General features: G+C 68.3%; 17 protein-coding genes and 1 tRNA gene. 11 read left to right on the top strand and 7 right to left on the bottom strand.

The window, feature by feature from the left end:
- Positions 1-22: 22 nt before the first annotated feature.
- Positions 23-96: transfer RNA gene (locus tag F804_RS0114690), tRNA-Cys, on the bottom strand.
- A 147-nt stretch (positions 97-243) separates the two neighbouring features.
- On the opposite strand from F804_RS0114690, the gene F804_RS0114685 reads away from it, so the two are divergent.
- Genes F804_RS0114685 through F804_RS0114675 form a run of 3 tightly spaced genes read left to right on the top strand, consistent with a single transcriptional unit; the run spans position 244 to position 2,786 of the window.
- Complete coding sequence (locus F804_RS0114685; RefSeq protein WP_022708505.1) at positions 244-897, top strand: protein-L-isoaspartate O-methyltransferase family protein; 654 nt, start codon at positions 244-246, stop codon at positions 895-897.
- Positions 897-2,282, top strand: a complete 1,386-nt coding sequence (locus F804_RS0114680) for a TolC family outer membrane protein (RefSeq protein ID WP_022708504.1) — start codon at positions 897-899, stop codon at positions 2,280-2,282. Before F804_RS0114685 ends, F804_RS0114680 begins: the two co-directional genes overlap by 1 nt.
- An 18-nt stretch (positions 2,283-2,300) precedes the next feature.
- Positions 2,301-2,786, top strand: a complete 486-nt coding sequence (locus F804_RS0114675) for a hypothetical protein (RefSeq protein ID WP_022708503.1) — start codon at positions 2,301-2,303, stop codon at positions 2,784-2,786.
- On the opposite strand, the gene F804_RS0114670 is transcribed toward F804_RS0114675, so the two are convergent.
- Genes F804_RS0114670 through surE form a run of 3 tightly spaced genes read right to left on the bottom strand, consistent with a single transcriptional unit; the run spans position 2,787 to position 5,388 of the window.
- Positions 2,787-3,884: a M23 family metallopeptidase gene (locus tag F804_RS0114670; RefSeq protein WP_022708502.1), complete on the bottom strand. Its 1,098-nt coding sequence runs from the start codon at positions 3,882-3,884 to the stop codon at positions 2,787-2,789. It lies immediately after the preceding gene.
- 35 nt (positions 3,885-3,919) lie between these two features.
- Positions 3,920-4,576: a protein-L-isoaspartate(D-aspartate) O-methyltransferase gene (locus tag F804_RS0114665; RefSeq protein ID WP_022708501.1), complete on the bottom strand. Its 657-nt coding sequence runs from the start codon at positions 4,574-4,576 to the stop codon at positions 3,920-3,922.
- On the bottom strand, positions 4,573-5,388 hold the full coding sequence (gene surE, locus F804_RS0114660; RefSeq protein WP_022708500.1) for a 5'/3'-nucleotidase SurE: 816 nt from the start codon (positions 5,386-5,388) through the stop codon (positions 4,573-4,575). Before surE ends, F804_RS0114665 begins: the two co-directional genes overlap by 4 nt.
- 194 nt (positions 5,389-5,582) lie before the next feature.
- On the opposite strand from surE, the gene F804_RS0114655 reads away from it, so the two are divergent.
- On the top strand, positions 5,583-6,500 hold the full coding sequence (locus F804_RS0114655; RefSeq protein WP_028726035.1) for a sulfite exporter TauE/SafE family protein: 918 nt from the start codon (positions 5,583-5,585) through the stop codon (positions 6,498-6,500).
- Entirely contained in the window at positions 6,500-7,384 is an 885-nt protein-coding gene (locus F804_RS16670) for a TIGR02186 family protein (RefSeq protein WP_028726034.1), read from the top strand. The genes F804_RS0114655 and F804_RS16670 overlap by 1 nt, the downstream gene beginning before the upstream one ends.
- On the opposite strand, the gene F804_RS0114645 is transcribed toward F804_RS16670, so the two are convergent.
- Entirely contained in the window at positions 7,371-8,330 is a 960-nt protein-coding gene (locus F804_RS0114645) for an L-malyl-CoA/beta-methylmalyl-CoA lyase (RefSeq protein ID WP_022708497.1), read from the bottom strand. The two genes, F804_RS16670 and F804_RS0114645, sit on opposite strands and share 14 nt — an antisense overlap.
- 153 nt (positions 8,331-8,483) lie before the next feature.
- Between F804_RS0114645 and F804_RS0114640 the strand changes: the two genes are divergently transcribed.
- Positions 8,484-9,344, top strand: coding sequence for a D-amino-acid transaminase (locus tag F804_RS0114640; protein WP_022708496.1), 861 nt, complete (start codon positions 8,484-8,486; stop codon positions 9,342-9,344).
- 7 nt (positions 9,345-9,351) lie between these two features.
- On the opposite strand, the gene F804_RS0114635 is transcribed toward F804_RS0114640, so the two are convergent.
- The gene (locus F804_RS0114635; RefSeq protein WP_022708495.1) at positions 9,352-10,092 is read right to left on the bottom strand and encodes an N-formylglutamate amidohydrolase; all 741 of its coding nucleotides are present in this window, start codon (positions 10,090-10,092) and stop codon (positions 9,352-9,354) included.
- A 114-nt stretch (positions 10,093-10,206) separates the two neighbouring features.
- Between F804_RS0114635 and pyk the strand changes: the two genes are divergently transcribed.
- From pyk to F804_RS17760, 5 genes are all read left to right on the top strand, one after another.
- Positions 10,207-11,652: a pyruvate kinase gene (pyk, locus tag F804_RS0114630; protein ID WP_022708494.1), complete on the top strand. Its 1,446-nt coding sequence runs from the start codon at positions 10,207-10,209 to the stop codon at positions 11,650-11,652.
- Positions 11,649-11,876 (top strand): hypothetical protein, encoded by a 228-nt coding sequence (locus F804_RS0114625; protein ID WP_022708493.1) that lies wholly within the window; start codon positions 11,649-11,651, stop codon positions 11,874-11,876. The genes pyk and F804_RS0114625 overlap by 4 nt, the downstream gene beginning before the upstream one ends.
- 109 nt (positions 11,877-11,985) lie before the next feature.
- On the top strand, positions 11,986-12,186 hold the full coding sequence (gene rpmI / locus F804_RS0114620) for a 50S ribosomal protein L35 (RefSeq protein WP_022708492.1): 201 nt from the start codon (positions 11,986-11,988) through the stop codon (positions 12,184-12,186).
- Positions 12,187-12,200: 14 nt separating this feature from the next.
- Positions 12,201-12,560 (top strand): 50S ribosomal protein L20, encoded by a 360-nt coding sequence (rplT, locus tag F804_RS0114615; RefSeq protein ID WP_022708491.1) that lies wholly within the window; start codon positions 12,201-12,203, stop codon positions 12,558-12,560.
- Positions 12,561-12,678: 118 nt separating this feature from the next.
- Positions 12,679-12,951, top strand: coding sequence for a hypothetical protein (locus F804_RS17760; protein ID WP_022708490.1), 273 nt, complete (start codon positions 12,679-12,681; stop codon positions 12,949-12,951).
- A 10-nt stretch (positions 12,952-12,961) separates the two neighbouring features.
- Here F804_RS17760 and F804_RS0114605 read toward each other — a convergent pair.
- Positions 12,962-13,244 (bottom strand): integrase core domain-containing protein (locus F804_RS0114605; RefSeq protein WP_022708489.1); only part of this gene is annotated, 283 nt, incomplete at its 5' end.

The raw sequence follows: 13,244 nt of genomic DNA, 5'->3' as shown, positions 1-13,244 counted from the left end.
GGGACCCTCGCGTCGGTAATCGTGGAGGTGGGTACCGGAATCGAACCGGTCTACACGGATTTGCAATCCGCTGCGTAACCTCTCCGCCAACCCACCGCCGTCGAGAGTGGCAGCGGCATAGCCCATCGCTTCGGGACGTGCAAGACGTGATCGCGCATCGGTCGCGTCCACGTGCGACGTTGCCCAGTTCCCGCAAACATGGCAATAAGCGCCCATGTCAGGTCGAGCAGAGGTTCCCCAAGGATGACCGATTTCGCCGCGCGCCGCACGATGATGGTTGATACGCAGGTCCGCCCCAACGAAGTCACCAGCTTCCCGGTGATCGATGCGATGCTTTCCGTTCCGCGCGAAGAGTTCGTGCCCGCCTCGAAGCGCGGGATCGCCTATCTGGGCGAGAACATGCGCATCGGCGAAGGTCGCGTCATGCTCGAGCCCCGCACCATCGGCAAGATGCTGGAGGCGCTGGACATCCAGCCCGACGAGATGGTGCTCGATCTGGGCTGCGGCATGGGATATTCCGCCGCGCTGATCGCCCGCATCGCCGAGGCCGTCGTCGCCATCGAGGACAGCAGCGAGCTGGCCGCCGAGGCCGAGCGCTGCCTGACCGAGGCCGGCATCTTCAACGTGGCCGTGCTGCAGGCCGAACTGCCCGAGGGCGCGCCCCGTCAGGGTCCCTTCGACGTCATCCTCATCGAGGGCGCGGTCGAGGAGGTCCCCGCCGGGCTGCTCGATCAGCTGAACGAGGGCGGGCGCATCGTCGCGCTGTTCCGCGAAGGCTCTCTGGGTGTCGTGCGGATGGGGCTGAAGCGCGCGGGCCATGTCAGCTGGCGCTATCTCTTCAATGCCAGCGCACCGGTCCTGCCGGGCTTCGTGCGCGAACGGGGGTTCTCGCTGTGATGGGACTGAAGCGCATTGCCACGACCGCCGCGCTGATGATGGCGACCGCCATTCCCGCCGGCGCCCAGAGCCTGGCGGACACGATGGTCAAGGCCTATCGCCATTCCGCGCTGCTGGAACAGAACCGCGCCGTGCTGCGCGCCGCCGACGAGGATGTCGCAAGCGCCGTATCGGCCCTGCGTCCGGTGGTCGAATGGGTCGCGGAACACGGCGCGCAGCGGATCGAGGGCGGGACGACCACGCGCTCGACCTCGCTGGATCTGAACATCTCGATGACGCTCTATGATTTCGGGCGCTCGCAACTGGCGATCGACGCCGCCAAGGAGCAGGTGCTGGCCACCCGCCAGGCGCTTGTCGCGGTCGAGCAGGAGGTCCTGCTGGACGCCGCCGACGCCTATTTCGCCGTGCTCGAGGGCAACCAGCAGGTCGCCCTGCAGCAGAACTCGGTCGAGGTCCTGACCCGAGAGCGTCAGGCCGCGCAGGACCGCTTTGACGTGGGCGAGATCACCGTGACCGATGTGGCGCTGGCCGATGCGCAGCTTGCCGCGACCCGTGCCAGCCTTGCTGCCGCGCAGGGGCAGCTGGAGATCGCGCGCGAGGCCTATCGCACCGCCACGGGCGAGATGCCGGGGCGGCTGTCCTCGCCTCCGTCGCTGCCGAAGCTGCCCTCGGACCTGAACGAGGCCCGCAGCATCGCGCAGCGCACGCATCCCTCGATCCTGCAGGCGCAGCGCGTCGCCGCAGCGGCCGAGCTGGGCGTCGCCGCCGCCGCCGCCGAGCGCAATCCCGAGCTGAGCGGTTCGGCCAATATCGGCGTCACCCGCGCTCCGCGCAGCAGCGCGACGCCCGACAGCTATGCCAGCAGCAACAGTTCCAGCATCGGGCTGCGGCTGTCGCAGACGATCTATTCCGGCGGGGCGCTGTCGGCCGCGCATCGTGGCGCGATGGCCGATCGCGACGAGGCCCGCGCCCAGCTGCTGAACGGCGCGCGCAGCCTGTCGCAGGTGGTGGGCGAGACCTGGGCCAATATCGACGTGGCCCGCGCCCAGATCCGCGCGATCGACCAGCAGATCAGCGCCGCGCAGCAGGCCTATGACGGCGTCCGCGAAGAGGCGCTGCTGGGTGCGCGCACGACGTTGGACGTGCTGGACGCGGAACAGTCGCTGCTGGAGGCACGCGCCGACCGGATCACGGCGGAAAGCAACCTGCAATTAGCGCATTATCAACTTCTCTCGGCTATGGGTCTGTTGACGGTAGAAAACCTGAAACTGGGGATTCCGACCTATGACCCATCGCAATACTACAATGCCGTGCGCGACGCGCCCTATACCAGCAAGCAGGGCGAGAGCCTGGATCGCGTGCTGCGCGCCATCGGGCGCGACTGATCCGCGGGCGGGGTCGCGATGAGCGGCCCCCTCCGCCACCCGCAGGCCTTCCGCGATGCGGCGGCCGTGCTCGGCCCCGATACGGGCGAGATCCGGTCCCAGATCGGCGATACCGTCCGCAGCATCCGCGCGATGCTGGATCACGGCGAACTGCCCGAACCCATCGGACCCGCCCCGCAGCCAGAACCCCAGCCCGAACCGCAGGTGGGCCTGCTGCGCGCATGGTGCGACTGGCTGGGCCAGCGGATGCGTCCGCCCGTTCCCCAAGCCCTGCCGCCGGCCCCGCAGCCCGCGCCCATCATCGTGCAATTGCCGCCCGAGGCACCGGAACTGGAGCCTGTCGTGCTGGCCGTCCTGCAGGACGCCGCGCTGGGCGAGCAGCTGCAGGAACTGGTCCGAGAGGAACTGGAGGGCGAGATGGGGCTGCGCTTCTCGGCCAACCTGCGCGCGCTGGTGAAGAAGGAAATCGCGCTGGCCGAGGAACGCGCCCTCATCGGGCGCTGATCAGTTCAGGTAATCGGTCGGGTCGCGGCTGTCGAAGCCGCGCCGCACCTCGAAATGGACCGAGCCGCCATCGCCCGCCTTGCCGATGCCCTGACCGGCCGAGACGCTGTCGCCCTTGGCCACGCTGACATCGCCCAGCCCGGCATAGACGGTCATCAGGTCGTTGTCGTGCCGCACCACCACGATGGGGGTTCCCGCCGTGTCGCGGGTGATCGCGGCGACCGTCCCGCTGCCCGCCGCGTTCACCGCCGCGCCCGAGGGTGCGGCGATGTCGATGCCGTCGTTCTTGCCCTTCTCGTAGTCGCGGATGATCGACCCCGAGACCGGCATGGCAAAGCGCCGCCCGCCCGAGGCTGCCGTCCGGTCCGCACCCAGATCGACATCGGGCGCATCGGGCGCGGGTTCGGATGCGGGGGCCGTCTCCTCGTCGGGCAGGGGGGCCGCAGCCGAGGGCGGGACCGGCGTGGGGGTGCCCTGACCGGGCTTCGTGTCTGTCGCGGCGGGGGCCTTCTCGCCGGGTTTCGGCACGATCAGCCGCTGGCCCGGATGCAGCGCCATGTCGGCGGGCAGCCCGTTCCACGATGCCAGGTCCTGGACCGAGATCCCGTATTTGCGCGCGATGGACCAGGCGGTCTCGCCCCGGACGACGACATGGTTGCGCGGGGCCGTGTCGGTTTCGCGCGGCGCGCTGCCGGTCGCCTTGGCGAAGGGGTCGGTGACCGCGGTGGCGCCGCCCGATGCCGGGGCCGAAGTGGGCACCGTGCCCGGCAGCACGAGGACCGCGCCCGCGTTCAGCGGCGCATCGACCGCCAGCGCGTTGTGGCGGGCAAGGGTCGTGGCGTCGATCCCCAGGCGCGCGGCGACGCTTGCGGGCGTGTCGCCGCCATTCGCCAGCGCGACCTGTCCGTTCTGGAAGGTGATGACGCCCCGGCTGTCGGGGGCCGGGCGTGCCGCGGCCTGCGCGGCGGCGCCGCTGGTATCCAGCCCGCCCTGACCGATGATCCCGCGCAGGTCGGGGTCGAAATTCCCGCCCGCACATGCCCCGAGCGCCGTCAGCGCGACGATGGCGATGCCGCCCTTCAGTCCGGTCTTGCCCATTCGTTCTGCCCCTCTGCCTGCCTGCCCGCCGGGGGTCATGTCTGGCCCAACCCCTCGACCAGCGGGACGAACCGCACCTGCCGCAATTCGTCGTAATCGAAACCGGTTTCCGTCCGGCTGACGCGGATCAGCGTCTGCACCGCGTCCGACTGCCCGACGGGGACCACCATGATACCGCCGATCTTCAGCTGCGCCAACAGCGGACCCGGCGGATCCTCGGCTGCGGCGGTGACCAGGATGCGGTCGAAGGGCGCCTGGTCGGGCAGCCCGCGCGATCCGTCGGCCATCTGCGCCACGATGTTGTGCAGGCCCAGGGCGCGGAACACGTCCTCGGCCTCCTGCACCAGCCTGCGGTGTCGGTCGACGGTATAGATGCGGCGGCACAGCCCCGACAGGATCGCTGCCTGGTACCCGGACCCGGTCCCGATCTCGAGCACGGTGTCGCGCGGCCCCACCGCCAGCGCCTGCGTCATCAGCCCCACGACCGAGGGCTGGCTGATCGTCTGGCCGCAGGGAATGGGCAGCGGCGTATCCTCGTAGGCGCGATCGGCGAACTGTCCCTTGACGAACAGGCCGCGGTCGATCTTCTCCATCGCGGCCAGCACGCGCGGATCGGTGACCCCCCGCGATCGCAGCTGGAACAGGAAGCGCATCTTGCGCTCGGCCTCGGTCTCGGGGGTGTCCTCGTTCATCCGGCGGACCTTTTCAGCGGCGTGGCGTCCAGCGCCCGCGACAGCCCGTCCAGCGAGGCGTGACAGGTCAGGTCGGCCCGCATCGGCGTGACCGAGACGAAGCCCTCCATGTTGGCGGCGACGTCGCTGCCCTCGGATGCGGGGGCCTGCTGCGATCCGCCGCGCACCCACATGAAGCGGCGACCGTTCGGCGCGACATAGGGTTCCACCCCGAAGCGCGACCCGCGACGGCGCCCCTGCGGCGCGACGCGCAGGCCGCGGATGTCGGCAGCCGCGACCGGCGGAAAGTTCACGTTGTAGAACAGCCGGAAATCCGCGTCCGACGTCCAGTCGCCATGGTCGAGGATCTGGCGGATGACCGAGGCGCCGGTCAGGCGTGCGCCCTCGAACGGATCGTCGAGGACGGCGGTCTCGGGGCCCATGTATTGCGACAGGGCGATGGCGGGCAGGCCCTGCAAGGCGGCCTCCATCGCGCCGCCGATGGTGCCGGAATACATCGCGTTCTCGCCCGCGTTGTTGCCGCGGTTGACGCCCGAAAGCACCAGGTCGGGCAGGGCGTCCCGCATGATGTCGCCGACGGCCGCCAGCACGCAATCTGCGGGGCTGCCCTCGGCTGCGAAGCGGCGCGGCGCCAGTTCGGCGATCATCGTGGGGTGGCTGTAGCTGATGCAATGCGCGACGCCCGACTGCTCGAACGCGGGGGCGACGGTCCAGACCTCGCCCTCGGGGCCGGCAAGCTGGGTCGCGATCTGTTCGAGAACCTCGAGGCCCGGTGCGTTGATGCCGTCGTCATTGGTGATGAGAATACGCATCCAGCCCCCGTGTTGTGCGCCGCGCGGCAGGCGATACGCGCGCGCGATCGTGACCACCAACGATTAGACCACCAACGATTAGCCGGGCGGGCATCGCGCTTCAACCCGTCCGCGTCGGACACCCGCGCGAAAGCGGTTTGACGATGCCGCGCCGCCGCGTCATCCTGAACGCCAACAGGAACGGGCCGCGCAGGATGCAGATCTATCTTCCCATCGCCGAGGTCTCGGTCAATGCCTTCACGCTGACGGGCCTTGGCGGGCTGGTCGGTGTCATGAGCGGCCTGTTCGGCGTGGGCGGCGGCTTCCTGATCACGCCGCTTCTGTTCTTCATCGGCATCCCGCCCGCCATCGCGGTGGCGACCGGCGCGAACCAGGTGGTCGCATCCTCGGTATCCGGCGTGCTGGCGCACATGAAGCGCAAGACCGTCGATTTCCGCATGGGGGGTGTGCTGCTGGCGGGCGGCCTTGTGGGCTCGGGGCTGGGGGTGCTGGTCTTCAACATCCTGCAGCGGCTGGGCCAGGTCGAGCTGGTCGTGCAGCTGTGCTATGTCGTGTTCCTCGGCCTGATCGGCGGCATGATGCTGCAGGAAAGCGTGCGCGCGCTGACCCGTTCGCGCAATCCGGCGGCGGGCAGGCGGCGGCTGCATCAGCACAGCTGGATCCACCGCTGGCCGCTGAAGGTCAAGTTCCGCGCCTCGGGGTTGTATATCAGCGTGATCCCGCCCCTGCTGGTGGGTGTCGCGGTGGGCGTGCTGGCCGCCATCATGGGGGTCGGCGGCGGCTTCATCATGGTGCCCGCGATGATCTATCTTCTGGGGATGCCGACCAAGGTCGTGGTCGGTACGTCGCTGTTCCAGATCACCTTCGTCACCGCCTTCACCACGCTGATGCATGCGGTGAACTACAACACCGTGGACGTGATGCTGGCCGTCCTGCTGATCGTCGGGGGCGTGATCGGCGCGCAGGTCGGCACGACGCTGGGCGCAAGGCTGCGGGCCGAGCAGCTGCGCATCCTGCTGGCGCTGCTGGTGCTGGCGGTCTGCGGCAAGCTGGCGCTGGACCTGTTCCTGACGCCCGACGACCTGTTCCAGATCGCGGCGGGGGGGCGGTGATGCGCTGGGCGATCGCCGCGCTGGCCATTCTTGCGGCCGAACCCGTGCATGCGCAGGGGGCCGGATCGACCGTGCCCGAAACGGGGGGCATCCTTCCGACCGACGATCGCGGCTGGCCGCTGTTTCCCGATCCGGGGCAGCCCCGCAGCCCCGTCACCCCCGAGGAGCGCCCGACGGGCGAGCAGGTCGTCGCGGGGCTGTCGAACGCTTCGGTCTCGATCACGGCCAGCTTCGACGGGTCCGAGATCCTGATCTATGGCGCGGTCAAGCGCGAGGCGCCGATCCCCGCAGGCGATCTGGACGTGATCGTCACCATCGAGGCCCCCTCGCAGCCGGCGACGATCTGGCAGAAGCAGCGCCGCTTCGGGATCTGGGTGAATACCGACAGTGTGCGGATCGGGGCGGCGCCCAGCTTCTATGCCGTGGCGACGACCGGACCGCTGGAAGAAATCCTGTCCCCCGCTTGGGACAGCCGCTACCGCATCTCGTTGCCGCAATCGCTGCGCGCCTTCGCGGACACCCCCGCGGTCGCGGATACCCGCCCCTTCACCGAGGCGATGATCCGGCTGCGGCGGCAGGACGGCCATTACCGCCTGGACGAATCCAGCGTCACCCTGGTCGAGGACACGCTGTTCCGCACCGACATCCGGCTGCCCGCCAACCTGATCGAGGGCGACTACAAGACCCGCATCTTCCTGCTGCGCGGCGGCGAGGTCATCGACGTCTATCGCGCGGGCATCGAGGTGCGGAAGGTCGGGGTCGAAAGGTTCCTCTACAACCTGGCGTTCGACAGGCCGTTGATCTACGGGCTGATGTCGCTGGCGGTCGCGGTCGCGGCGGGCTGGGCGGCATCCGCCGCGTTCCGCAGGCTCAGGCGCAGTTGATCAGTTCGGCCTGGCGCACGATCACCTCGGCCTGCTTGATCGATGCGATATCGACCAGCCGCCCCTTGTAGACCGTGGCCCCCGATCCGCTGGCCTTCGCCTCGGCCATCGCCGACAGGATCTCCTGCGCCTCGGTGACGGCGGCCTCGCTTGGAGAGAAGACGTCGTTCGCCAGCGCGATCTGGCTGGGATGGATCGCCCATTTGCCGACCATGCCAAGCGTCGCGGACCGCCGCGCCTGCGCGACATAGCCGTCGGGATCGCTGAAATCGCCAAAGGGTCCGTCCACGGGCAGCAGGCCGTGCGTGCGGCAGGCGGCGACGATCTTGGCCTGCACCCAGTGCCAGGGGTCGGGCCAGTATCTCTGCCCCTCGCGGATCATGTAGTAATCCTCCTGCGTGCCGCCGATCCCGGTCGTGGCCATGCCCATCGAGGCCGCGAAATCCGCGGCACCCAGGCTGATCGCCTGCATCCGGGGCGAGGCCGCCGCGATCTCCTCGACATGGCAGATGCCGGCGGCGCTCTCGATGATGACCTCGAAGGCGATGGGTTTCGTGCGGCCCTTCGCGCGTTCGATGGCCGTGACCAGCGCATCCACCGCATAGATGTCCGAGGCGTTGCCGACCTTGGGGATCATGATCTGGTCGATCCGGTCGCCCGCCTGTTCCAGCAGGTCGACCACGTCGCGATACCAGTAGGGCGTATCCAGCCCGTTGATGCGCACCGACAGCGTCTTGTCGCCCCAGTCCACGTCGCCGATGGCCTGCACGATATTGGCGCGCGCCTGCGCCTTGTCGTCGGGGGCGACCGAATCCTCGAGGTCGAGGTTGATCACGTCGGCGGCGGAACGGGCCATCTTCTCGAACAGGGCGGTTCGCGAACCGGGGCCGAACAGCTGGCAGCGGTTCAGGCGGGCCGGGGATGGGGGCTGAAGGCGAAAGCTCATCACTGGGTCCAGTTCATAAAGTTTGCATGTCGTTTACGGTAATAATGTTGCGCTGCAATTGCAGCAAGAGTTTTCCTGCACCGCAGCGTGCTTGACCTGCCGCATCTTTGGGCGCAGGACCGCCCGCGAACGCGGATGGCAAGGAGGCTCGCGATGTCGCGCATTGTTTATTTGAACGGAACCTATCTGCCCGAGGCCGAGGCCAGCGTCTCGGTCTTCGATCGCGGCTTCCTGATGGCCGATGGCGTCTACGAGGTCGTCAGCGTGCTGGACGGCAAGCTGATCGACTTCGAGGGCCACATGGTGCGCCTGAAGCGGTCGCTGTCGGAACTGCAGATCGCCAACCCGCTGAGCGACAACGAATACCTGCAGGCCCATCGCGCGCTGCTGGAGAAGAACGGCATCGGCGACGGCCTCGTCTATCTGCAGGTGACGCGGGGCAATCCGGGCGACCGCGACTTCGCCTATCCCGCCGCGGACGTGACGCCGACGGTGGTGATGTTCACGCAGTCGAAGCCTGGCCTGGCCGACAATCCCGCCGCCAAGACCGGCTGGCGCGTCATCGGGGTCGAGGACCTGCGTTGGGGCCGCCGCGACATCAAGACGGTGCAGCTGCTCTATCCCTCGATGGCCAAGATGGAGGCGAAGGCGCGCGGCGTGGACGATGCGTGGATGGTCGAGGATGGCCGCGTGACCGAGGGCACGTCGAACAACGCCTATATCGTCAAGGGCGGCACCATCGTCACCCGCGAACTGAGCAACGACATCCTGCACGGCATTACCCGCGCGGCGGTCCTGCGCTTTGCCGCCGAGGCCCAGATGAAGGTCGAGGAGCGCAGCTTCACCATCGCCGAGGCGCAGGAGGCCGACGAGGCCTTCGTGACCTCGGCATCCGCCTTCGTCATGCCCGTGGTCGAGATCGACGGCGCGAAGATCGGCAGCGGCACGCCCGGCCCGGTCGCCACGCGCCTGCGCGAGATCTATGTCGAGGAAAGCCGCAAGCTGGGCGTCTGACGCCCGCTTACAGCCCGCTGTCTGCCAGCACCCGTTCGATCACGGGTGCAAGGCGGCGGGCCCATTCCGCCTGCCCTTCGGGGGTGGCGATCAGGTCGTTGCGCAGCTCGATCAGCAGGTTCGGGCGGCCATGGTCCAGCGCGTGGCGGTCGATGGAATCGCCCTGCAGATGCCCGTCATAGGGCTCGTTCTCGCCGGTGATCCAACCCTCGGCCCGACAGGCGCGCACCATCGCCGGACCCAGCCGCGCATCGCGGTGGCTGTAGAGGATGCCGACCTGCCAGGGGCGCGGCGGCCGCCCGCGCAGTTGCGGCGTGAAGCTGTGGATCGCGCAGATGCAGCGCCGCGGATGCCGGTCGGCCAGCGCGTCCAGCGCATCGTGATAGGGGCGGTGCAGCAGCCGCAAGCGACGTTCGCGTTCCTGCGCATCGGCATGGCGGTTCGCGGGGATCACCGTCCCGTCATAGAGCCGCATCAGCAGGGTCGGGTCGTCCTCGCCGCGGTTGGGGTCGATCACCAGCCGCGAGAAATCGGACAGGATCGCGGGCGCGTCCATGACCCGCGCCAGTTCGCGGGTCAGCCCCGCGGCCCCCACGTCGAAGGCGATATGGCGGTCCATGTCGTCCCGCGCGATGCCCAGATCGCCGCCGCCCACCCAGTCGGGGACGCGATTCGTCGCGTGGTCGCAGGTGATCAGCCAGCGCGAGGGGCGGTCCGCGCCCTCGGTCCGGTAGGGGGTTTCCGTCATGCCGTGGTCATCCATCATGGTGCAGGCTGTCTACGATGTCCGCGCGCCAGACGCCAGTTGCCCACACGTCGCGATTGCGGCATAGATAGCGCTAAATTCGAGAAGGGACGGGATATGAGAAGACATCGCAACGTGAAGATCGTGGCAACCCTCGGGCCGGCATCTTCCAGCAAGGAAATGATCTCGGCCCTGTTCGAGGCCGGCGCCGATGTGTTCCGTCTGAACATGAGCCACGGCAGCCACGAAGATCACCGCGAACGCTACGAGATCATCCGCCAGATCGAAGCCGAGGCAGGCCGCCCCATCGCGATCCTGGCCGACCTTCAGGGTCCGAAGCTGCGCGTGGGCAAGTTCGCAGACGGCGCGCACGACCTGGCGCCGGGCGACCGGTTCCGCTTCGATCTCGATGCCGCCGAAGGCAATGGCGAACGCGTGCAGCTGCCCCATCCCGAGATCTTCGCCGCCCTGATCGAGGGCAGCGAGCTGCTGGTCAACGACGGCAAGATCCGCCTGCGCGTCGACGAATGCGGCGCCGATTTCGCCAATTGCACGGTCACCGTCGGCGGCACGATCAGCGACCGCAAGGGCGTGAACGTCCCCGACGTGGTGCTGCCGCTGGCCGCGCTTTCGGACAAGGACCGCGCCGACCTGGAATTCGCCTGCGAGCTGGGCGTGGACTGGCTGGCCCTGTCCTTCGTGCAGCGCGCCGAGGATGTCGAGGAGGCTAAGTCGCTGGCCAAGGGCCGCGCCGCCGTCCTGTCCAAGATCGAGAAGCCCGCCGCCGTCCGCGCCTTCGAGGAGATCCTCGAGGCATCCGACGGCATCATGGTCGCCCGCGGCGACCTGGGCGTGGAGCTGCCGGTGCATTCGGTCCCGCCGATCCAGAAGCGCCTGGTCCGCCAGTGCCGCGCCGCCGCCAAGCCGGTGATCGTCGCGACGCAGATGCTGGAATCCATGATCGAGAGCCCGATGCCGACCCGCGCCGAGGTCAGCGACGTGGCCAACGCCATCTATGAAGGCACCGATGCGGTCATGCTGTCGGCAGAAAGCGCCGCCGGCGACTTCCCGATCGAGGCCGTGCGTACGATGGACAGCGTCGCCCGCTCGGTCGAGGCGGACCCGAACTACCGCTCGATCATCGACGCGGCGCGCCGCGCCAGCCTGTCGACCGTGCCGGACGCCATCGTGACCGCCGCACGAGAGATCGCCGAGACGACCGACGTGGCCGCCATCTGCGTCTTCACCCAGTCGGGCAAGACCGTCAGCCTGGTCGGCCGCGAACGTCCGCGCGTGCCGATCCTGGCGATGTCGCCCATCGAATCGGTGCTGCGCCGCATGTGCCTGACCTGGGGCACGCATTGCGTCGTCACGGGCCGCCTGTCGCGCTTCAAGGAGGCGGTCGTCAACGCGACCCGCGCCGCCCGCGATTACGGCTTTGCCGACGAGACCCGCCAGGTTGTGGTCGTCGCAGGCGTGCCGTTCAACGTGGCCGGTTCGACGAACATCCTGCGCATCGCGCCCTGCGACGAGCGCCTGATCTACGCGTCGGAACTGGAATGAGCCTCGCGGCCATCCTGATGGTCCTCGGGGTCGCGCTGTGCGCGGCCTCGGTGGTGCTGGCGGTGGTCCAGCTGCTGCGGCTTCAGCCGCCGCGGCTGGCCGTGCTGGCGCTGGTGGCGGGCATCCTGTCGCTGTTCGCGGGGGCGCAGCTGCAGCCCGGGCCGTTCCAGCCCGCGGATGTCGCGACCGCCCTGCGTTCGGTCCTGCCGCAGGACGCAGACTGAGCACTTGCCAAATCACCCGGACGCGCTTATACGGCGCGCTTCCGATCCCGTGCGTCCGGCCGATATGGCATTGCCGAGTCGCACGTTCACTCTGATGAAGGAGATGAAAATGCCGAAGATGAAGACCAAGTCGGCCGCCAAGAAGCGGTTCTCGTTCACGGCCTCGGGCAAGGTGAAATCCGGCCAGGCCGGCAAGCGCCACGGCATGATCAAGCGCACGACGAAGTTCATTCGCGACGCGCGCGGCACCACCGTCCTGTCGGACGCGGATGCCAACATCGTCAAGAAGTACATGCCCTACAACCGCTGATCGAGGACTGAAACATGGCACGAGTCAAATCCGGCAAGGTTACCCACGCCCGCCACAAGAAGGTCCTGAAGGCTGCCAAGGGTTACTACGGTAACCGTTCGCGCAACTTCCGTACCGCCACGCAGGCCGTCGACAAGGCGAACCAGTACGCCACCCGCGACCGCAAGAACCGCAAGCGCAGCTTCCGCTCGCTGTGGATCCAGCGCATCAACGCAGGTGTCCGTGCGATCGACGCCGAGATGACCTATTCGCGCTTCATCAACCTGCTGGCGAAAGCCGGCATCGAGGTTGACCGCAAGGTTCTGGCCGATCTGGCCGTGAACGAGCCGGAAGCGTTCGGCGCGATCGTCGAGAAGGCGAAAGCCGCAGCCTGATCCGTTCAGGACGCGACTTCGAAGGGGGCCCGCTTTGCGAGGCCCCTTTTTCTTTGCGACATCATGACCCGCCCTGAACACTTGCCGGGGCGCCGCGCGATTGCATAGCCTTGCGGCCATGGCACGCGACCAGACCGACCAGCAACCGCCCCCCGCGCAACGGAGCCCCGTCCGCGGCGAACCCGCGCGCGTGCCGCTGGCCATGCGGCCCCTGGGCCTGTGGGGCACGGCGATGACCGCGCGCCGCAACGTGCTGGAACTGATCCCCGCCATCGCCACGCGCCAGCCCATCGTGTCCGGCACGACCGGCCTGCGCTGGCACCTGGTCATGGACCCCGCCAGCCTGCGCCGCATCCTGAAGGTGAACCGCGCCGGGTTTGCCGGAGGCTGATTTCGGTTAGTTACGCGGCCACGGCTTCTGTTTCCATAGTGGCGTAGAAGTTTGCCTCTGCTTCTGCCGGCGGGATGTTCCCGATCGGCTCGAGCAGGCGACGGTTGTTGAACCAGTCGACCCATTCGAGGGCGGCATATTCGACGGCCTGGAAGTTGCGCCAAGGACCGCGACGGTGGATGACCTCGGCCTTGAACAGGCCATTGATTGTCTCCGCCAAGGCGTTGTCGTAGCTATCGCCGACGCTGCCGACGGAAGGTTCGATGCCGGCCTCGCCGAGCCTCTCAGTGTAT

It is taken from the genome of Paracoccus zeaxanthinifaciens ATCC 21588, from assembly GCF_000420145.1.
Lineage (GTDB): Bacteria > Pseudomonadota > Alphaproteobacteria > Rhodobacterales > Rhodobacteraceae > Paracoccus > Paracoccus zeaxanthinifaciens.
This window is presented reverse-complemented; position numbering and strand designations above follow the sequence as displayed.

Bases quoted from the DNA above. Each gene is read 5' to 3' on its own strand.
- F804_RS0114685 (WP_022708505.1), top strand. From the start codon at position 244: ATGACCGATTTCGCCGCGCGCCGCACGATGATGGTTGATACGCAGGTC.
- F804_RS0114680 (WP_022708504.1), top strand. From the start codon at position 897: ATGGGACTGAAGCGCATTGCCACGACCGCCGCGCTGATGATGGCGACC.
- F804_RS0114675 (WP_022708503.1), top strand. From the start codon at position 2,301: ATGAGCGGCCCCCTCCGCCACCCGCAGGCCTTCCGCGATGCGGCGGCC.
- F804_RS0114670 (WP_022708502.1), bottom strand. From the start codon at position 3,884: ATGGGCAAGACCGGACTGAAGGGCGGCATCGCCATCGTCGCGCTGACG.
- F804_RS0114665 (WP_022708501.1), bottom strand. From the start codon at position 4,576: ATGAACGAGGACACCCCCGAGACCGAGGCCGAGCGCAAGATGCGCTTC.
- surE (WP_022708500.1), bottom strand. From the start codon at position 5,388: ATGCGTATTCTCATCACCAATGACGACGGCATCAACGCACCGGGCCTC.
- F804_RS0114655 (WP_028726035.1), top strand. From the start codon at position 5,583: ATGCAGATCTATCTTCCCATCGCCGAGGTCTCGGTCAATGCCTTCACG.
- F804_RS16670 (WP_028726034.1), top strand. From the start codon at position 6,500: ATGCGCTGGGCGATCGCCGCGCTGGCCATTCTTGCGGCCGAACCCGTG.
- F804_RS0114645 (WP_022708497.1), bottom strand. From the start codon at position 8,330: ATGAGCTTTCGCCTTCAGCCCCCATCCCCGGCCCGCCTGAACCGCTGC.
- F804_RS0114640 (WP_022708496.1), top strand. From the start codon at position 8,484: ATGTCGCGCATTGTTTATTTGAACGGAACCTATCTGCCCGAGGCCGAG.
- F804_RS0114635 (WP_022708495.1), bottom strand. From the start codon at position 10,092: ATGACGGAAACCCCCTACCGGACCGAGGGCGCGGACCGCCCCTCGCGC.
- pyk (WP_022708494.1), top strand. From the start codon at position 10,207: ATGAGAAGACATCGCAACGTGAAGATCGTGGCAACCCTCGGGCCGGCA.
- F804_RS0114625 (WP_022708493.1), top strand. From the start codon at position 11,649: ATGAGCCTCGCGGCCATCCTGATGGTCCTCGGGGTCGCGCTGTGCGCG.
- rpmI (WP_022708492.1), top strand. From the start codon at position 11,986: ATGCCGAAGATGAAGACCAAGTCGGCCGCCAAGAAGCGGTTCTCGTTC.
- rplT (WP_022708491.1), top strand. From the start codon at position 12,201: ATGGCACGAGTCAAATCCGGCAAGGTTACCCACGCCCGCCACAAGAAG.
- F804_RS17760 (WP_022708490.1), top strand. From the start codon at position 12,679: ATGGCACGCGACCAGACCGACCAGCAACCGCCCCCCGCGCAACGGAGC.